General features: G+C 65.5%; 17 protein-coding genes and 1 rRNA gene. 6 read left to right on the forward strand and 12 right to left on the reverse strand.

The features are described from left to right. Positions 1 to 61 precede the first annotated feature (61 nt). The 11 genes from A6723_RS16750 to A6723_RS16800 form a co-directional block, all read right to left on the reverse strand. Positions 62 to 1,117 (reverse strand): AI-2E family transporter, encoded by a 1,056-nt coding sequence (locus A6723_RS16750; RefSeq protein ID WP_054908421.1) that lies wholly within the window; start codon positions 1,115 to 1,117, stop codon positions 62 to 64. 62 nt (positions 1,118 to 1,179) lie between these two features. Then, complete coding sequence (locus A6723_RS16755; RefSeq protein ID WP_037007732.1) at positions 1,180 to 1,974, reverse strand: DUF4892 domain-containing protein; 795 nt, start codon at positions 1,972 to 1,974, stop codon at positions 1,180 to 1,182. 174 nt (positions 1,975 to 2,148) lie between these two features. Beyond that, positions 2,149 to 3,012: an alpha/beta fold hydrolase gene (locus A6723_RS16760; RefSeq protein ID WP_024766922.1), complete on the reverse strand. Its 864-nt coding sequence runs from the start codon at positions 3,010 to 3,012 to the stop codon at positions 2,149 to 2,151. Positions 3,013 to 3,021: 9 nt separating this feature from the next. Next, positions 3,022 to 3,822: an alpha/beta fold hydrolase gene (locus A6723_RS16765; RefSeq protein ID WP_054908420.1), complete on the reverse strand. Its 801-nt coding sequence runs from the start codon at positions 3,820 to 3,822 to the stop codon at positions 3,022 to 3,024. Positions 3,823 to 4,060: 238 nt separating this feature from the next. Then, positions 4,061 to 4,708 carry a LysE family translocator gene (locus A6723_RS16770; protein WP_038803673.1) on the reverse strand — a complete coding sequence of 216 codons (648 nt, stop codon included), beginning with the start codon at positions 4,706 to 4,708 and terminating at the stop codon, positions 4,061 to 4,063. A gap of 43 nt (positions 4,709 to 4,751) precedes the next feature. After that, positions 4,752 to 5,555, reverse strand: a complete 804-nt coding sequence (locus A6723_RS16775; protein ID WP_024766924.1) for an AraC family transcriptional regulator — start codon at positions 5,553 to 5,555, stop codon at positions 4,752 to 4,754. A 196-nt stretch (positions 5,556 to 5,751) separates the two neighbouring features. Continuing rightward, the gene (locus tag A6723_RS16780) at positions 5,752 to 6,177 is read right to left on the reverse strand and encodes a hotdog fold thioesterase (RefSeq protein WP_017517381.1); all 426 of its coding nucleotides are present in this window, start codon (positions 6,175 to 6,177) and stop codon (positions 5,752 to 5,754) included. Positions 6,178 to 6,197: 20 nt separating this feature from the next. Next, complete coding sequence (locus A6723_RS16785) at positions 6,198 to 7,865, reverse strand: AMP-binding protein (RefSeq protein WP_054908419.1); 1,668 nt, start codon at positions 7,863 to 7,865, stop codon at positions 6,198 to 6,200. A 257-nt stretch (positions 7,866 to 8,122) separates the two neighbouring features. Beyond that, positions 8,123 to 8,587 carry a phosphohistidine phosphatase SixA gene (gene sixA / locus A6723_RS16790; protein ID WP_054908418.1) on the reverse strand — a complete coding sequence of 155 codons (465 nt, stop codon included), beginning with the start codon at positions 8,585 to 8,587 and terminating at the stop codon, positions 8,123 to 8,125. Beyond that, positions 8,584 to 8,940 (reverse strand): DUF4389 domain-containing protein, encoded by a 357-nt coding sequence (locus A6723_RS16795; RefSeq protein WP_054908417.1) that lies wholly within the window; start codon positions 8,938 to 8,940, stop codon positions 8,584 to 8,586. Before A6723_RS16795 ends, sixA begins: the two co-directional genes overlap by 4 nt. A gap of 12 nt (positions 8,941 to 8,952) precedes the next feature. Further along, the gene (locus tag A6723_RS16800) at positions 8,953 to 9,975 is read right to left on the reverse strand and encodes an NAD(P)H-dependent glycerol-3-phosphate dehydrogenase (RefSeq protein WP_054908416.1); all 1,023 of its coding nucleotides are present in this window, start codon (positions 9,973 to 9,975) and stop codon (positions 8,953 to 8,955) included. 182 nt (positions 9,976 to 10,157) lie between these two features. Here A6723_RS16800 and A6723_RS16805 point away from each other — a divergent pair, with 182 nt between their 5' ends. From A6723_RS16805 to A6723_RS16830, 6 genes are all read left to right on the forward strand, one after another. After that, positions 10,158 to 12,266 (forward strand): TonB-dependent siderophore receptor, encoded by a 2,109-nt coding sequence (locus tag A6723_RS16805; protein WP_054908415.1) that lies wholly within the window; start codon positions 10,158 to 10,160, stop codon positions 12,264 to 12,266. 1 nt (position 12,267) lies between these two features. After that, the gene (locus tag A6723_RS16810; protein ID WP_054908414.1) at positions 12,268 to 13,188 is read left to right on the forward strand and encodes a hypothetical protein; all 921 of its coding nucleotides are present in this window, start codon (positions 12,268 to 12,270) and stop codon (positions 13,186 to 13,188) included. Then, positions 13,185 to 15,101, forward strand: coding sequence for an ATP-binding protein (locus tag A6723_RS16815; protein WP_054908413.1), 1,917 nt, complete (start codon positions 13,185 to 13,187; stop codon positions 15,099 to 15,101). Before A6723_RS16810 ends, A6723_RS16815 begins: the two co-directional genes overlap by 4 nt. A gap of 231 nt (positions 15,102 to 15,332) precedes the next feature. After that, positions 15,333 to 15,848: a 3-hydroxyacyl-[acyl-carrier-protein] dehydratase FabA gene (gene fabA / locus A6723_RS16820; protein WP_017517389.1), complete on the forward strand. Its 516-nt coding sequence runs from the start codon at positions 15,333 to 15,335 to the stop codon at positions 15,846 to 15,848. Positions 15,849 to 15,858: 10 nt separating this feature from the next. Beyond that, positions 15,859 to 17,076 (forward strand): beta-ketoacyl-ACP synthase I, encoded by a 1,218-nt coding sequence (fabB, locus tag A6723_RS16825; RefSeq protein ID WP_024766931.1) that lies wholly within the window; start codon positions 15,859 to 15,861, stop codon positions 17,074 to 17,076. 118 nt (positions 17,077 to 17,194) lie between these two features. Then, complete coding sequence (locus A6723_RS16830; protein WP_054908412.1) at positions 17,195 to 17,653, forward strand: GNAT family N-acetyltransferase; 459 nt, start codon at positions 17,195 to 17,197, stop codon at positions 17,651 to 17,653. Between the two features lie 207 nt (positions 17,654 to 17,860). Here the strand turns inward: A6723_RS16830 and rrf are convergent. Then, positions 17,861 to 17,976: ribosomal RNA gene (rrf, locus tag A6723_RS16835) — 5S ribosomal RNA — on the reverse strand. Between the last annotated feature and the right edge of the window lie 172 nt (positions 17,977 to 18,148).

Below are 18,148 nucleotides of genomic sequence, written 5' to 3' on the forward strand. Positions count from 1 at the left end.
GCAACGGCTAACGTGGCGCGGTCATCCTCACCACAGGGCCGTAGGGCGCATCCTGCATGCCTCAAGCCACCGGCGGCGACGGCGGTCGTTGCGAGCTATCTACCCAGGCGCTGATCAGGTTGTAGACCACCGCCAGCAATACCGGCCCGAGGAACAAGCCGATGAAGCCGAAGCTGAGCAAGCCGCCAAGCACGCCCAGCAGCACCACCACCAACGGCAGGTTGCCGCCGCGGCTGATCAGGTAGGGCTTGAGGATGTTGTCCACGCCGCTGATCACGAAGAAGCCCCAGATCGCCATGAATACCGCGTAGCCGTAGCTCTCCTGGTAGAACAGCCAGATCACCGCAGGCCCCCAGATCAGTGGCGGCACCATCAGCAGGCTGCAGACGAAGGTCAGCAGTCCCAGCACCAGCGGGCCCGGCACGCCGGCGATGAGGAAACCGATGGTTGCCAGCACCCCCTGCGCAGCGGCGGTGCCGATCACCCCGTTGACCACCCGTTGCACGGTACCGGCGATGATGTCCATGTACTGCTGTGCGGTGTCGCCGATGAGGCGCTGCAGCATGCCGTGGGCAAAAGCCTGCAGGCGCAGGCCGTCACGGTAGAAGAAGAAGATCAGCACCAGGCTGAGTACCAGCTCGAAGATTCCCGCCCCCAGTTTGGCGCTGCGCGCCAGCACCCAGTTGCCGACCTCGCCCATGTACGGCTTGAGCGCGGAGAACATTGCCACGCCCTGCTGGTCGGCCTGGTACCACCAGCCGATCAGGCGATCGCCGATCAGCGGCACGCGAGCCATCCACTCAGGCGGCGGCGGCAGGCCGGAGACCTGCAGGTTCTTCACCAGCTCCACGCCTTCGCGCACCCGGTCGACCAGCCCGAAGCCCAGCCACACCAGCGGCAGCGCCACCAGCACGATCCAGCAGACAGTGAGCACGCCGGCCGCCGCTGCCTGGCGGCCGCCCAGCAGTTGGGTGAGCAGGCGCATCAGCGGCCAACTGGCGAAAGCCAGCACTGCCGCCCAGACCAATGCCGACCAGAAGGGCAGCAACACCCAGATGCTGGCCGCAAGCAGGCCCAGCAACAGCAGGCGCAGCAACAGGCGATCATTGTCGAACATTGGAAACCCCGGTTGGCTCGAAAGCCCCAGTGTAGGGCGTTTCGCCCTTCAGCGTAGGGGAATCAGCGCAGCCAGGTCAGGTGCAGGCCGTCACTGTCGTCCTTGCCCTGCTCCAGACGCGCATCGCGCACGCCCTGGGCAGTGAGTGCTGCACGCCAATCGCTGGCGTGCTTGCCAGCCAGCTCGACGCGCACCCCGGTATCCAGGCGCAGGGTACGCACCAGCAGGTCGAGCCAGGCACCGCCCGGCTCCTGCGGTACATGGCTGAGGGTCAGCTCGCCGTTGGCCTTGAGCAGGCGCATCAGGGTCGCCGGGCTGGGCAGCAGCTCGCCGAGCGCGGCGGCGCTGTCCAGTTGTTCGGCATGCAGGTAGGCGCGGCGGTTGCCGCGGGTGATGGTGTAGACCGCTACCAGGCTGTCCTCGTGGGGCGCGGCAAGGCGCACCAGCAGGTAAGCCTGCTGGTCGTCCGGGCCGAACAGCTTGGAGTTGCCGAACACCGAATTGGCCAGCAGGTTGCTGGAGCCGCAATCGCGGCTCTCGCACCAGAACAGCGGCGTGGCGTCGGCCTTGAGCAGGTCCTTGCGCGCGGCGGCGAAGGCGCTCTGGCTGGAGTCCTCGTCGGGCAGGCGGTAGGTCACGGCGGTCAGGTCACCGATGGCACGCACCTCCCCCTCCATGCGCAGGCGCCCGCTGATACGACTGATCGAGCCCTGTGGGTAGATGCGCTCCTGGCCGGCAGCCTGGTTGAAGTCGACGATCTCCGAACGCGGGAAGCGCGGGAGGATGTCCAGGTCGTGGCTGTCGGGCAGGTCGGCGGCGACGACTGCGCCAGCGGCAGCCATCGCGGTGGTGAGCATCAGGGACTGAAGGAGCCGTGAGATCCGGGCCTTCTGCGCGTCCGCCGGATGGGTTTTGCCGTCTTGGCGCGCGGTGGTCTGGACGTCGAGCATGCACAATCTCCCTGAAACGATCCGTGCAGACTCGCGGCAGGCCCCGCTTTAGTCAAGCTGCGCGCCGCTACAGGGTATTGCTCAGTCCGCCAGCAGGAACGGCCGGAAGATCGCGGCAACCGCTTCGGCGCCTGCCTCGTCATCCAGGTGCAGGTGGTGCTGGCCCGGCAGTTCATGGACCTCGAAGGGCCTGTCCTTGAGCAGTTCGCGGGTGGCCGGCTCGACCATCATCAACCCCTGCTGCGCCAGCACCAGGCTGGTCGGGCACTGCACGGACTGGACGAATTGTCGCGCATGGGCGCGGGTCAGGCGCAGTGGCGAAGGCAGTGTCAGGCGCGCGTCAGTACGCCAGGTATAACCACCGGGCACCGGCACCAGGCCACGGGATGCCAGCAGTTCAGCGGCTTCCCGGCTCACCGCACCGACGCCCTTCATGCGCGCTTCCACCGCACGGTCGATAGCCTCGTACACCGGCTTGCGCTTGTTCGGCAGCGCCAGTTGCGCGCGCAGGGCTTCGCCGAGTTTCTGCGGCGACGTGTCCGGTTCACCGGTGTAGGGCACCAGGCCGTCGATCAGCGCCAGGCGCTCGATGCGCTCGGGCATGGAGCCGGCCAGCAGCACCGAGACAATCGCGCCCATGGAGTGCCCGAGCAGGGAGAAACGTTCCCAGCCCATCTGGTCGGCCACCATCAGCACGTCCAGCGCGTAATCCCAGAGCAGGTAGCTGGCCCCCGGTGCGCGGTGACCGGAGTGGCCGTGGCCGGCGAAATCGAGGGCGAGGATGCGCACACCTTCGAGCTTCGGTGCCAGGCGGGCGAAGCTCATGGCGTTGTCCAGCCAACCGTGCAGGGCAATCACCGGCCGGCCGTCTTCCGGGCCGAACAGGTGCGCGGCCAGCTCGATGTGCGGCAGGTTCAGGCGGATTTCCTGGACTTTGGCGGTCATGGCGGTTCCTCAGGCGTTGGTGCGCTGTTGCCAGCGGGCGAAGACGGTCTTGAGCAGAGCGGCGGTGTCCTGCGGGCGCTCCAGCGGGAACATGTGCCCACCGGGCAGCGACAGGCTCTCCCCCATGGGAATGCGGCCGATCATACGGGCGTGGTGCGGCAGCACCACCCGACTGTGGCGGCCGCGCACCATGGTCAACGGCACGGCGAGCTGCTTCGCGCGGCCGGGGCTGGTGTGCGGCACATTGCGGTAGATGGAGATTTCCGTGGCCGGGTCGAACTTCAACCGCAGGCCCCTTGCGTCGGCCGGCGCCAGCCCGTGGCGCACGTAGGCTTCCAGGCAATCGCGGTCGAAACGCTTGAACAGCGGCTTGCCGGCGAAATATTCCAGCGCCTCGGCAAAATCGTCGAAATCCTCGCGGCGACCGAGCGTGCGGCCGGCGGGCGTCAGCCGGTCGATGAAGCCGAAGCGCTTGGCGACACGGATCACCAGTTGATCGGCCAAGGTCAGCAGGGGCGAATCGAGCATGACCACCCCGCGATACAGCTCGGGCCTGCGCAGCGCCGCGTGGTAATGCAGCACGCCGCCCAGGGAATGGCCGACGCCCCACACCGGTTCATCCAGCGCCTCCAGGTGATGCAGCAGCTCCTCCACCAGGTTTTCCCAGTTGGCGTTCACCGGGAAGCGCGGGTCATGGCCGTGCATGTCCAGCCGATGGACCCGGTAATCCGGCTCCAGGGCGTCGAACAACTTGCCGTAGGTTCCCGAGGGGAAACCGTTGGCGTGGGCGAAGAAGACCGCTTGCGACATGCTGGGTGAACTCGGGGAAATGACAGCCTGGATTTTCCGACAGCAACCCGAGTGCGGCAATGACCCGCACTCCCGCGAATGACGGCACTACGGCCAAAGTCCATGGCGCTCCGGCGGATTTGCCCTGATCCACCCTTCTTGCGGCACAGCTTCGGCGGACAACCGCGAACGGTTATGCGCCCTACAGGAGGCTCATCGTAGGGCGCATAACGCGGAACGCGTTATCCGCCGCCAACCATCACACCCAATGCACCGCGTGGTTCACCACGCTGAAAAGGATGCCGCCAGCCACCAGCAGGAACACCAGCCCACAAGCTCCATCGATCACCGGCACCGCCCGCAGCAGGCGCTTCTGCCAGACCGGTCGGGTGAGGATCACGCTGAGCAGGCTGAACCAGAGGAAGCCAGTGCCGAACAGCATCACAGCCACCGCCACCTTGCCGGGTGCCGACATGTCTACCGGGATCAGGCTGGTCAGCAATGCGAGGAAGAACACCAGCGCCTTGGGATTGAACAGGTTGGTCGCCAACCCGCGCAGCCAGGGGCCAAGCCTGGATTCAGCCAACTCACCGTCGATCCGCCCTGCCCCGCCCGGCTTGCGCAAGGCACGCAGAGCGCCGATGCCCAGCCAGCCGAGGTAGACCGCGCCCACCAGCTGCAACGCACTGAACAGCAGCGGCGAGCGGCTGAGCAGCAGCGACACGCCGGTCAGCACCAACGTGCCGTGGACCAGGATGCCGCAGGCCAGCCCCAGGGCGCTGAGCACGCCGGCGCGGCGGCCCTGGTGCAGTGACGTGCGCACCACCAGCGCGACGTCCGGGCCGGGGCTGACCAGGGCGACGGCAAACACGGCGGTGAGCATGAGCAAGACGTGAACCTCCTGCATGGCGGGATTCTCCAGTGGAAAAGGGATACGAAGAGTGTCTGGGTCAGCGCTGGCGCAGTCGCGCGGGCGGCAATCCGTAGGTGCGGCGGAACAGGCGGCTGAAGTGCGCCTGGTCATAGAAGCCCAGGCTCAGGGCGATCTCCGACAACGGCTGGCCCTTGAGCACCCGAGGCAAGGCGCGCTCGAGGCGCAGGTGCGTCAGCCACTGGTGCGGCGGCAATCCGCACTGGTGGCGGAAGCGGCGCAATACCTGCCAGGGGCTGAGGTCGCAGAACTCGGCGATCTCCTCCAGCGTCGGCGGCGTTTCCAGGCGCGACTCCAGCCATTCGCGGATACGTGCCCAGGTCGGCGCGTCGAAGCCCTGTCCCGGCTCACGGATGCGCAGGCTGGAGGCGCGTTCCAGCAAGGCGGCCAGCGCCTGCCACAGCTGGCCTTCCTGCTCCAACCGCTCGCCACCCAGCATCAGGGCATGGGCTTGTTGCAGTTCGGCCTGCAGCCGTGGATCGCGCAGTTGCGCGGCCGTCAGCCGCGGCGCGCCCTGGCGGCCATCGCTGAAGGCGCGGCAGGCATCGTCCAGCCAGTGCGGGTCGATGGACAATACGCGGATGCGATAGCCATCCTCACCGTCGCTGGAGCCGTCGTGGATACTCTCGGGGCTCATCAGCAGGATGTCGCCATTCCCGGCCAGCGAGCGCTCACCGCGATGGGTGTAGCGCTGGCGACCGTCGAGCATCAACCCGACGTGATAGTCGAGGTGAAAATGCCGCGGAAAGGCGAAACGGCGGTACTCGGCGTCGATGAAACGGACGCCGGGCAAGCCGCTGCTGTGGTGTTCGATGCGTTCCATAGGCCTACTTTACCGGCGCAGGAACGGCGGGTCTTGGACAAAATTGCGAGCGCCCGCTCCTACAGTCAGATGCAACCGCAGGGAGCGCCCTTGTAGGATGGGTGGAGCCTAGGCGATACCCATGCTGACAGAGCTGTAATTGATGGGTATCGCTTCGCTCCACGCCATCCTACGTTCGAGCCAGTTCCCGGCCCCCTCAACGCTCCAGCGGCACCACCGCCATGGTCAGCCGCGAAATGCAACTCGGCTTGCCATCATCCCCGTGCAGGCGGATTTCCCAGACGTGGGTCGAGCGGCCGATGTGCACCGCCTTCGCCACTGCCGTCACCCGCCCGCTGCGCAGGCCGCGCAGGTGGTTGGCGTTCACTTCCAGGCCAACGCAGTAGTACTTGGACGTATCCAGGCACAGGTAGCTGGCGGTGGAGCCGACGGTCTCCGCCAGCACCACCGAGGCGCCACCATGCAGCAGGCCGTAGGGCTGGTGGGTACGCGAATCCACCACCATGCTGGCGGTCAGCGAGTCGTCGTCGAACGCCTCGAAGCGGATGTCGAGCACTTCACCGATGGTGTTCTTCAGGTTCGCGTTGAGCTTTTCCAGATCGGGCGTGGTGCGCCAGGTCATGCCATTCCCCTCATGTCGTCTCATTCATGCCATTGCACCGCCTCGCGGCGCTCCGCCCATTCATTGAAGCGCTGACCGTAGGTACCTTCCACCACATTGCGCTTGATCTTCAGAGTGGGCGTGAGGAAGCCGTTATCCACCGTCCAGACGTCCTTGACCAGCACCAGTCCGGCCAGGCGTTCGTGCTTGTCCAGCGCCTCGTTCACCTCCGTCAGCAGCGCCTGCAGGCTCTGTTCGAGCTCGATGCGCGAGCCGTTGGCGGCTTCCTGGCGGCCAACCTCGGAGAGCACGCACAGGCCCAGCGGGGCGATCAGGCCGTCGCCGACCACACAGATCTGCTCGATCCGCGAATGCACGGCCAGGCGGTTCTCGATGGGCGCCGGGGCCACATACTTGCCCTTGGCGGTCTTGAAGATTTCCTTGATGCGTCCGGTCAGGCGCAGGTGGCCTTCGGCATCCTGCTCGCCCTTGTCGCCGGTACGCAGGAAGCCGTCCTCGGTGATGGTCTCGGCAGTGCGCTCCGGGTCCTTGAAGTAGCCGACCATGGTCGCGCCGCTGCGCACCTGCACTTCGCCCTCGTCGCTGATGCGCACTTCCACGCCGGGGCTGTTGCGGCCGATCCAGCCGGTCTTCTGCTCGCCGGGACGGCAGACGTGGGAGTAGCCGCAGTTCTCGGTCATGCCGTAGACCTCGAGCACATTCAGGCCCAGGCGCTGGTACCAGTTCAGCAGCGCCTCGGGCACCGGCGCGGCCCCGCACAGGGCGTAGCGCACGGCGTCCAGGCCAAGGCCGGCGAGTACCTTGCGACCGACCAGGCGGCCGACGATGGGCAGGCGCAGCAGGCGGTCGAGCTTTTTCGCCGGCATCTGCGCGTAGACGCCCATCTGGAACTTGGTCCAGATGCGCGGCACGCCGAAGAACACCGTGGGCCGCGCCCGGCGCATGTCGGCAACGAAGGTGTCCAGGCTCTCGGCGAAGAAGATCGTCTGCCCGGCATAGATCGACGCCATCTGCACAAACATCCGCTCGGCCACATGGCACAGCGGCAGGTACGACAGCAGCCGGTCCTCCTCGCCGACACCGAACAGGTCGATGGCATGGCTGGCGGCGAAGGCGAAGTTGCCGAAGGTGTGCATCACGCCCTTGGGCGTACCAGTGGTGCCGGAGGTGTAGATGAGGGTCGCCAGGGTGGTGGTGTCCGGGCGCGGATCATCGCTGATCGGCGCCTGCTGCTGGAGATCGCCCCACTGGTGGTCGAATCGCCCTTCCGGATGCAGCGGCAAAGCCACCGTGGGCACGCCCTCGGGAATGCCGTCGACCATTGCCGGCCAGTCGTCCAGCTTGCCGATGAAGGCCACCCGCGCTTCGGAGTGGGTCATCACCTGGCGCACGGAGTCGGCGGTGAGGTTGGGATACAGCGGCACCGAGACGTGGCCGGCCATCCAGATGGCGACGTCGGCGACTATCCAGTGCGCACAGTTCTTCGAAATGATCGCCACCCGGCTGCCTTCGGGCAGGTCAAGGCTGCGCAGCCAGGCGGCGGCGCGGCGGGCCTGGTCGCCCACTTCGCCCCAGGTCAGGGTCTGCACTTCGCCGCCAGTGAGCGGCTGCACCAGGTAGCGCTTGTTCGGGTGGCTCTTCTCGCGCTGATAGAACAGGTCGAGTGGTAATCGGACTGCTTTAACCACGTGCCCCTCCTTTGTTTTTTTTGTCAGAGGTGTAGCTCAGGGATATAGCGATGGATCAACCAAGCACTTGCTTGGTTGAATATTCCACGCAGCGCAGCGGCAGACAAGGCTGGTCGTGTGAACTTTTGTAGGATTTAGCCGAAGGATTGGCCACCAGCCGCTCTGCAACGCGGCTCGCGAAGAAACATCCAGGCACGATTTGCCGACAATGGAAATGCAAAAGGCCCCTTTCGGGGCCTTTTGCGGAAACGGACGACTCAGGAATGCCGAGGATGGTAGAGCGACACCAGCTCCATCAATCCCGCTACCGGCACCTCGCCTTCCAGCTCCGCCAGCGTGGCGGTGCTGAACGGCACGGCATCGCTGCGGCTGCCATGCACCAGCAGGCCGGCCAGCGTACCGACCAGCGGCTGATGCGTCACCAGCAGCAGGTTCTGCTCGTTGCGGCCATCGAGGAAACGCAGCACGTCTTTCGGATCGTCGTCCGGGGTCAGCCACGGCGCAGTGCCGACCGAACCCTCGAAACCCAGCGCCTCGCGAACCAGCTCGGCGGTTTCCTGGGCGCGCACGTAAGGGCTGGCGAGGATCCCGTCCAGCGGGCGGCCGGCCAGCTGGGCGGCGCTTTTCAGCGCCTCCTTGATGCCATGGGTCGTCAGTCGGCGCTCGGCATCACGGCGGGCCTGAGGCTCGGCCTCGCCATGGCGCAGCAGCCAGAGCTTCAAAGCTTCGGCTCCTCGTCACGCACCGGGTGCGGCGCCGGCGGCACGTCGTGCGGGGCCTCGCCTTCCGGGGCACGGGCAGTCGGCCAGTCGGCGAACGGCCAGGGCTTCTCTTCGGTCTGGAAGGTGCCGAAGCGGCCAATCTGCGCAAAGTACTGGCTCAGGCTGTCGCCGAAGCCCATCAGGCTGCCGCTGGGCGCACCGTAGATGATGCGGTAGATCAGCTGGATGATCACCACGGCGCCGAGGATCATCTCGGCGACGAACCAGACCAGCGCGAAGACCAGCATCCAGACGACGCGCAGGACCAGGGACTCCTTCTCTAGACGGTCAGCGGGCTGACGTTCAGCGGACATGGCGAATCCTCCTCAGAAACCGGTGGTGGGAATGAAGTCGACGTCGGTCTTCGGCTCGCCGCTCATCAGCGCTCCGATGACCTGCTCCAGTGTACGGCCGCCGAACAGGATGGCGTTGAGGCCGGCCACCAGCGGCATGTAGACCTGCAGCTCATCGGCCTTGGCCTTGAGCACCTTGAGGGTATTCACGCCCTCGGCAGTCTCGCCCATGCGCGCCACGGCGTCTTCCAGGGTCAGGCCTTCGCCCAGGGCGAAACCCACCTGATAGTTACGACTCTTGGGTGAAGAACAGGTGACGATCAGGTCGCCCACGCCGGCCAGGCCGAGGAAGGTCATGGGGTTGGCGCCGAGCTTGACGGCGAAGCGGGTCATCTCCGCCAGGGCGCGGGTGATCAGCATGCCCTTGGTGTTCTCGCCCATGCCCAGCGCGGCAGCCATCCCGGCAATAATGGCGTAGACGTTCTTCAGCGCGCCGCCCAGTTCGACGCCGAAGCGGTCGCCACTGGCGTAGACGCGGAAAGTGCGGCCGTGCAGGGCCTGCTGCACCTGGGCACAGAGGTCTTCGTCCTCGCTGGCGACCACGGTGGCGGTCAGCTCGTGCTCGGCGATCTCGCGCGCCAGGTTCGGGCCGGAAATCACCGCGATGCGGGATTTCGGGGCGATCTCTTCGAGCACCTGGCTCATCAGCTTGAAGCTCTGCGCTTCGATGCCCTTGGTCAGGCTGACCAGCATCTTGCCCGCCAGCTCTTCGCTGCGGCCGTCGAGCACCTTGCGCAGGGCGCTGGAAGGCACTGCGACGAAAATCATCTCGCACTCGGCCAGGGTCGCCGCCAGGTCCGTGGTCGGCTCCACGCCGTCATGGATACGCACGCCCTTGAGGTAGTTGGGATTCTCGCGGCGGGTGCGGATCGCCTCGGCCTGCTCCTCGTCGCGCATCCATTGACGAACGCGCTGCCCGTTTTCTGCCAGCAGATTGGCGAAGGCGGTGCCGAAACTGCCACCACCGAGGACGGCGATCGGTTGCTGCTGTGTCATGTCTGTTCCATTGGTGGCCGCCCTGAGGCAGCGATTGGGGCATTATAAGGCCGCATCGGCGAGCGACCAGCCCGGATCGCCGGACTGGCAATCAGCGCTGCCTCGTTTAACATCCGTCTGACAGAAAACGTCTAACTCCAGACGTCGACACACCTGATAAAAACCGAGAACAAGGTCGTTCCGTGCAGCATCCCGCCCGCGTCCCTTTGCCGCTTACCCTGCTTGCCGCGCTGCTGGCCGGCAAGGCCATGGCGGGCGATCTGTTCGTGGACAGCCTCGACGTTCCCCAGGTTCTGACCGCGACGCGGCTGAAACAGTCCCCCGCGGAAGTGCCCGGCAGCATGACGGTACTCGACCGCGACCTGATCAAGGCTTCCGGCGCTCGCGACATTCCGGAGCTGATGCGCCTGGTACCGGGCATGATGGTCGGCTACCTGTCGGGCAACCAGGCGACGGTGAACTACCACGGCACCAACGTCACCGAGGCGCGGCGCCTGCAGGTGCTGGTGGACGGCCGCTCGGTGTACCGCCCGGGCCTGGCGACGGTGGACTGGAGCGACATCCCGGTGGCCATCGAGGACATCGACCGCATCGAGGTCTTCCGCGGCCCCAACGCGGTGAGCTACGGCGCCAATGCGCTGATGGGCGTCATCAACATCCTCACCCGCCACCCGGCCGACAGCCAGGGCACGCGGTTGAAATACACCGCCGGGCAGAACGGCGTCCGCGACTGGTATGCGAGCCAGGGCATCCACGACCGCTCAGGCGATTACCGGTTGTCGTTGTCCGGCCAGGAAGACGACGGCTTCGACCATGACCAGTTCGATCGCAATTACCGCGATGGCCGTCGACTGAACCGCTTCAACCTGGTGGCCAGCCACAACCTCGACCTGCGCAACAGCCTGGACTGGCAGTTGGCGGCCAAGGAAGGCACGAACCAGCGGCCCTACAGCTACGAGCCGATCTTCGGCGACATCGCCCCCGGCGACGACAACTCCGACCTGACCGCGCGCGACTACGCGGGCTCGATGCGCTGGACCTTTGACGTGAACCCCGAGCACAGCTTCTATGTGCAAGGCTACGCCGAGCACTGGGAGCGCCTGCAGGACTTCGGCGCCTGCGAGGCCCAGGTCGCCTTCAGCCCCCAGCTGGCGCAGCTCTGGTCGCTGAACCCGAAGTACGTCGACGACCTGGCCGAGTCGCTGCCCAGGATTCCCCGCGGGACCGCTCAGGAACAGGCGCTGGCCGGACAGGTACTGCAGCAACTGGCCAATGGCGCCTACCTGCCGGTGTGCGGGCAGGTGAACCAGAACATTCGCGAGACCCGCTACGACCTGGAAATCCAGGACACCCTGAGCCTCGCCGAAAGCGTGCGGCTGGTCAGCGGCATGAGTTATCGGCACGACCAGGCCACCTCGGAGACCTACTTCGACGGCACGGTGAACAACGACATCTGGCGCCTGTTCGGCCAGCTGGAATGGCACCTGTCGCCGCACTGGCTGCTGCAGGGCGGTGCGATGGCAGAGGACGACCAGCTTTCCGGCAGCTCGGTCAGCCCGCGCCTCGCGCTGAACTACCTGATCAATCCGCGCCACAGCCTGCGAGCGGTGTATTCCGAAGCCGTGCGCTCGCCGGACATGTACGAGAACGACGTGAACTGGAGCTACCGCGTGCGCAACCTCTCGCCGCTCGCGTATGGCCAGTCCAGCGCCTACTACTTTGCCCGTGCCCACGGCCCCGGCGACCTGGACCAGGAGCGCATGCGCTCGCGGGAAATCGGCTACAACGGCCAGTTCGACGAACTCGGGCTGGCGGTGGACATCAAAGCCTACTACGACGAAATCCACGGGCTGATCAGCGATCCCTTGCAGGTATCCGACTTCGAACCGACCAATGACAACGACATCCGCTTCAGCGGCGCCGAAACCCAGCTGGACTGGCGCCTGACGCGGCAGGACCGCGTGCGGCTGACCTATGCCTATGTCGACTACGACGCCAGCAGCCGATTCGACCGGCGCCTCACCGCGCGCAACAGCGGCTCGGCCGGGTGGATGCGCGACTGGGGCCGCGGCTGGTCCAGCTCGGTCTTCTACTATGGCGACGATGCGCTGAACGAACACCGCTTCGAGCGCATCGACCTGCGCGTCGCCAAGCGCATTCCCCTGGGCCGCGCCGCGCTGGAGCTAGCCGGCGTCCTGCAGCAGCGCCTGGACGACGAACCACTGACCTGGCCGGAAAACCGCTACGACAACCGCCACCTGCTCTACTTCAGCGCCGAGGTGGCCTTCTAGCATGCCTGCCCGCCGCTCATGGACGAGCCCCGGCCCCCTCCTCGCCGCCCTGCTGCTCTGGTTGGCCTGCCTCTTCGCGCTGCCGGCCCAGGCCCGCGACATCCTGCTGGTCAGCACCGAGCAGAGCCCAGCCCTGCAGGACTTCGCCGAAGCGCTGGCGCAACATCGGCCTAATGACCAGGTGCGACTGGAGACCCCGGAAAACCTGCCCCCCGCCGCCAACCTCGATGGCCAGACGCGCCTGTTGCTGCTCGGCAGCGGCGCGCTGAACTGGCGCCTGGCCAGCCACGACGCACCGCCGGCGCTGACGCTACTGGTAAGCCGCGTCGAAGCCCGGCAGGTCCTGGGCGAGCGCGAACCGCCGCACCTCAGCCTGCTATGGAGCGATCCGCCGCCGGCCCGGCAACTGCAACTGGCGCTGCAACTCAGCCCGCGTCCGCAGCGCATTGGCGTATTGCTGGGCCCCACCAGCGAGTTCCTCCTGCCGGAACTCGACCAGGCTGCGCGGGAGCTCGGCGTCGAGCTCATCAGCGAACGGCAAACCCGTCCTGACGACAGCCGCCCGTTGCGAGAATTGCTCGGTCACAGTGACCTGCTGCTCGGGCTGGACGACAAACAGCTTTATAACGCGCAGACCATCAAGGGCATCCTCCTCAGCGCCTACGCCGAGAACCGGGCGCTGATCGGCCCTACCGCCGCCTTCGTCAAGGCCGGCAGCTTGGCCAGCAGCTACAGCGACCAGAGCGACTGGCTGGAGACCCTGGACACCCTGCTCGACCGGCCGGCGGAGCAATGGCCGCGCAGCCTCTACCCCGAACGCTTCAAGGTGCAGAGCAACCGCCAGGTGGCGCGTTCGCTGGGCATCGACCTGCCGGACGACGCGCAGCTTGCGCAGCACCTGGCCGAAGGAGAGAAACCATGAGTTCCCGCAAGAGCTGGAACATCCAGACGCGCATGCTGGCCATCAGCCTGGGGCCTGCGCTGCTGTTGACCGTGCTGCTGACCGGCTACTTCACCTACTCGCGTCTGCAGGACCTGCGCCTGGAGTCCAACCACACCGGCCAACTGATCGCCAACCAGCTCGCCCCGGCGGCGGAATACGGGGTGATCTCCGGCAACCTGCCCGTGCTGCAGAGCCTCCTGCGGGCGACCTTGAGCACCGCCCACGTGCGCTTCATCGAGGTGCGCGACCGGGGCGACAACATCCTCGTCTACGTCGAGCACGCAGCCGATCCCGCGCAGGCGAGTACCAAGGTGGAAATCTTCCACGCCTCGATCCAGCGCGAGAACATCGCCCTCAATGGCAGCGCGCTGGGCGGCTCCAACGACATGCTGCCGGCCGCCGCGCCGCCCAGCGGCGACTACCTGGGCCGCGTGGTGGTCGGAATGGCCAGCGACGCCTTCAGCGAGCGGCAGCAGGAGATCCTCCTCAAGGCCAGCCTGCTCGCCCTGTTCGCCTTGATCCTCACGTACCTGCTGGCGCGCCGTCTCGCCCGTCGACTCGCCGCGCCGATCCGCACCATGGGCCGCGCCGTGCAGGCGATCCAGACCGGCGACTACCACACCACCCTGCCGGTGCCGGACGACGGCGAAGTCGGCGACCTCGCCCGCCACATCAACAACCTCGCCCGCGGCCTGCAACAGGCCAGCCTGGAGCAGGAGCGCAGCATCGCCCAACTGGTGGCCGCGCGCGAGGAGGCCGAAGAGGCCAACCGTGCCAAATCCGACTTCCTGGCGATGATGAGCCACGAGCTGCGCACTCCGATGAACGGCGTGCTGGGCATGCTGCAGCTGCTGGAAACCACCGAACTGAACCAGGAGCAGGCCGAATACAGCGCACTGGCCACCGAATCCACCGAGCACCTGCTCAAGGTGATCAACGACATCCTCGACTTCTCCCGCGTCGAGCGCGGCGCGCTGGAGCTGGAGCGCATTCCGTTCAACCTGCTGGAACTGATCCAGAGCTCCATTCAAGTCTTCCAGCACAGCGCCCAGCAGCGCGGCCTGGCACTGGAAATGAATGTTCAGGACGGGCTGGACAATCTTGAGGTGCAGGGTGACCCGACGCGCATCCGGCAGATCCTCGTCAACCTGTTGGGCAATGCGCTGAAATTCACCGAGGAAGGCGGCGTGCGACTGGAGGCCACCTGGCAGGCACTGGACGCAGAGGTGCTGTGGCTCAGTTGCTCGGTGCAGGACAGCGGCATCGGCATCTCTCACGAACGCCTGGAACACATGTTCGAGGCCTTCCAGCAGGCAGACTCCTCCACTTCGCGGCGCTATGGCGGCACCGGGCTGGGCCTGTCCATCGCGCGCACCCTCGCCGAACGGATGGGCGGCACCCTGGGTGCGGTCAGCGAGGAAGGCTGCGGTTCGACCTTCATCCTGGAGATCCCGCTGCCCTTCCGCGAGCGTCAAAGCGCCGCAGAGGACGGGACGAACGGTGGCGCCGCGCTTGCCACTGGTCAGTCCGTGCTGCTGGTGGAAGACAACCCGGTGAATCAAACGGTCATAGAAGCTATGTTGCGCAGCCTGGGCTATCGCGTCACGCTGGTGGGTGACGGCGCCCAGGCAGTGCGCACCTCGGAGCGCGGCGAGTTCGCAGTGATCCTGATGGACTGCCGCCTGCCGGTGCTCAACGGCTACGAAGCTACCCGGCAGATCCGAGCGAAACCGGGCGGCGAACAGGTGCCGATCATCGCCCTGACCGCCAATGCGCTACAGGGTGATCGCGAGGCGTGCCTTGAGGCAGGAATGAACGACTATCTCGCAAAGCCGTTCAAACGCGCGGAGTTGCAGCGGATTCTGCAGCGCTGGGTTGCTCCAGGTCGTTGATCCAGGGAGCACTTGCCCGCAAACTGCGGACCGGCCCACGGCCTGCGTCCCGACAGGGAAACCTGGCGTCGGCGAAAAGTGAACAAGCGTTCGCCGATTGCTGTGACTTTCACTTAAAGGCAATAGTCTATGACTAGGCTGCCGCATGACACCGTGACAAGAACGACGGTACGCGGCACCGCAGGCACAAGCCAAACAACGCCTGCTATCCAGGATTTTTGAGGAGCTCGCATGACCAAACAAAACGCCTTCACCCGAGAAGACCTGCTGCGCTGCAGCCGCGGCGAGCTCTTCGGCCCGGGTAATGCGCAACTGCCCGCCCCGAACATGCTGATGATCGACCGCATCACCCACATCAGTGATGTCGGCGGCAAGTACGGCAAGGGCGAACTGGTCGCCGAGCTGGATATCAACCCGGACCTGTGGTTCTTCGCCTGCCACTTCGAAGGCGACCCCGTCATGCCGGGCTGCCTGGGCCTCGACGCCATGTGGCAGCTGGTAGGCTTCCACCTCGGCTGGCAGGGCAACCCCGGCCGCGGCCGCGCCCTGGGTTCGGGCGAAGTGAAGTTCTTCGGCCAGGTCCTGCCGACCGCCAAGAAAGTCACCTACAACATTCACATCAAGCGTACGATCAATCGTTCGCTGATCCTGGCCATCGCCGACGGCACCGTCAGCGTCGATGGCCGCGAAATCTACAGCGCCGAAGGCCTCCGCGTCGGCCTGTTCACTTCCACTGACAGCTTCTAAGGGTATCCGCATGCGTCGCGTCGTGATCACCGGTCTGGGCATTGTTTCCTGCCTGGGCAATGACAAAGACACCGTCTCCGCCAACCTGCGTGCAGGCCGTGCTGGCATCCGCCACAACCCCAGCTACGCCGAGATGGGCCTGCGCAGCCACGTGTCCGGTTCGGTCAACCTGAACCTGGAAGAGCTGATCGACCGCAAGGTCTTCCGCTTCATGGGCGACGCCGCCGCTTATGCCTACCTGGCAATGGAACAGGCGATCAAGGACTCCGGCCTCACCCCCGAGCAGATCTCCAACCCGCGCACCGGCCTGATCGCCGGCTCCGGCGGTGCTTCCACCCTGAACCAGATGGAAGCCATCGACACCCTGCGCGAGAAGGGCGTCAAGCGAATCGGCCCATACCGCGTGACCCGCACCATGGGCAGCACCGTATCCGCATGCCTGGCCACTCCCTTCCAGATCAAGGGCGTGAACTACTCCATCTCCTCGGCCTGCGCCACCAGCGCGCATTGCATCGGCCAGGCCATGGAGCAGATCCAGCTGGGCAAGCAGGACGTCGTCTTCGCTGGCGGCGGTGAGGAAGAACACTGGAGCCAGAGCTGCCTGTTCGACGCCATGGGCGCCCTCTCCACCCAGTACAACGACACTCCGGAAAAAGCTTCCCGCGCCTACGACGCCAAGCGTGACGGCTTCGTCATTGCAGGCGGCGGCGGTATGGTCGTGGTCGAAGAGCTTGAACACGCCCTCAAGCGTGGTGCCAAGATCTACGCCGAGATCGTCGGCTACGGCGCCACTTCCGACGGCTACGACATGGTCGCCCCGAGCGGCGAAGGCGCCATCCGCTGCATGCAGCAGGCCCTGGCCACCGTCGACACCCCGATCGACTACCTGAACACCCACGGCACCTCCACCCCGGTCGGCGACGTCGCCGAAATCCGTGGCGTGCGCGAAGTGTTCGGCAGCAACGCCCCGGCCATCAGCTCCACCAAGAGCCTGTCCGGCCACTCCCTGGGCGCTGCCGGCGTTCACGAAGCGATCTACTGCCTGCTGATGATGGAAGGCAACTTCATCGCCGGCTCCGCCAACATCGACGAACTGGACCCGGAGGTCGCCGACCTGCCGATCCTGCGCGAGACCCGCGAAAACGCGAAGATCGACACCGTCATGAGCAACAGCTTCGGCTTCGGCGGCACCAACGCCACGCTGGTCCTGAAACGCCACAACGGCTGATCGGTGATCCAAACAAAAAAGGCGCCTCAGGGCGCCTTTTTTGTTGCCTGCGATTCCGCCCTACCCTCCCGCGCTCGATCCAGTCAGGATGAACAGGCTGATAAGAGGGAGTACGCAGATGGATTTGATGATCAGACAAGCCCGCAGCAACGACGCCAAGGCCATCAGCCAGGTGATCGTGGCGGCGGTCAGGGAGAGCAACGGCCAGGACTACCCGACGAGCGTCATCGAGTCGGTGGTGGCGCACCTCACGCCTGAGCGGGTGATGGAATTACTCGAACATCGGTTGGCGTTCGTCGCCTTGCTGGGCGACCAGGTGGTCGGCACAGGCGCACTGGATGGCAATGCCGTGCGCAGCCTCTTCGTAGCGCCTCAGCAGCAACGCAAAGGCGTCGGCCAGGGGCTGATGAGGCAAATCGAGAAGGCCGCCCTGGAGCGCGGTATAGACGCCCTATTGGTCCCGTCATCCCTCACCGCTGAGAGCTTCTACTCGCATCTGGGCTATCACGTCGTACGCGAACAACTCCAGGGAGAAGAGCGCACCATCATCATGGCCAAGCGGCTTGTCCCTCTGTAGGAGCGAGCTTGCTCGCGAACCGCATAGTTGTCCGACTAACGCCAGAACTGTTCAGCGTGCCAATCGGTCCCCTCTCCCTTCAGGGAGAGGGTTAGGGAGAGGGCGGCGCGCCACGCAGAAGCATCCAATGGCACAGCGAGAATTTTTCCTTCTCCAAAAACAAAACCCCCGACCAGCTTTCGCTGATCAGGGGCCTTGGAATTAGAAGCTTGACGATGACCTACTCTCACATGGAGAAACTCCACACTACCATCGGCGATGCATCGTTTCACTACTGAGTTCGGGATGGGATCAGGTGGTTCCAATGCTCTATGGTCGTCAAGCAATTCGGTTGGATGCTCGCCTTGGCGCTCATCCGAATTCGGGTTGCTTACACTAATAAGCAAAACCCCCGGTCAGCGAAGCTGACCAGGGGTCTTGGGATAGGAGCTTGACGATGACCTACTCTCACATGGAGAAACTCCACACTACCATCGGCGATGCGTCGTTTCACTA

The sequence above is a fragment of the Pseudomonas sp. AU11447 genome, assembly GCF_001672555.2.
Taxonomy (GTDB): Bacteria; Pseudomonadota; Gammaproteobacteria; order Pseudomonadales; family Pseudomonadaceae; genus Pseudomonas; species Pseudomonas nitroreducens.

Coding starts and splice junctions, on each gene's coding strand:
- A6723_RS16830 (WP_054908412.1), top strand. CDS start 17,195: ATGGATTTGATGATCAGACAAGCCCGCAGCAACGACGCCAAGGCCATC.
- A6723_RS16815 (WP_054908413.1), top strand. CDS start 13,185: ATGAGTTCCCGCAAGAGCTGGAACATCCAGACGCGCATGCTGGCCATC.
- fabB (WP_024766931.1), top strand. CDS start 15,859: ATGCGTCGCGTCGTGATCACCGGTCTGGGCATTGTTTCCTGCCTGGGC.
- A6723_RS16755 (WP_037007732.1), bottom strand. CDS start 1,974: ATGCTCACCACCGCGATGGCTGCCGCTGGCGCAGTCGTCGCCGCCGAC.
- A6723_RS16750 (WP_054908421.1), bottom strand. CDS start 1,117: ATGTTCGACAATGATCGCCTGTTGCTGCGCCTGCTGTTGCTGGGCCTG.
- A6723_RS16780 (WP_017517381.1), bottom strand. CDS start 6,177: ATGACCTGGCGCACCACGCCCGATCTGGAAAAGCTCAACGCGAACCTG.
- A6723_RS16770 (WP_038803673.1), bottom strand. CDS start 4,708: ATGCAGGAGGTTCACGTCTTGCTCATGCTCACCGCCGTGTTTGCCGTC.
- A6723_RS16765 (WP_054908420.1), bottom strand. CDS start 3,822: ATGTCGCAAGCGGTCTTCTTCGCCCACGCCAACGGTTTCCCCTCGGGA.
- A6723_RS16760 (WP_024766922.1), bottom strand. CDS start 3,012: ATGACCGCCAAAGTCCAGGAAATCCGCCTGAACCTGCCGCACATCGAG.
- A6723_RS16775 (WP_024766924.1), bottom strand. CDS start 5,555: ATGGAACGCATCGAACACCACAGCAGCGGCTTGCCCGGCGTCCGTTTC.
- A6723_RS16795 (WP_054908417.1), bottom strand. CDS start 8,940: ATGTCCGCTGAACGTCAGCCCGCTGACCGTCTAGAGAAGGAGTCCCTG.
- fabA (WP_017517389.1), top strand. CDS start 15,333: ATGACCAAACAAAACGCCTTCACCCGAGAAGACCTGCTGCGCTGCAGC.
- A6723_RS16800 (WP_054908416.1), bottom strand. CDS start 9,975: ATGACACAGCAGCAACCGATCGCCGTCCTCGGTGGTGGCAGTTTCGGC.
- A6723_RS16810 (WP_054908414.1), top strand. CDS start 12,268: ATGCCTGCCCGCCGCTCATGGACGAGCCCCGGCCCCCTCCTCGCCGCC.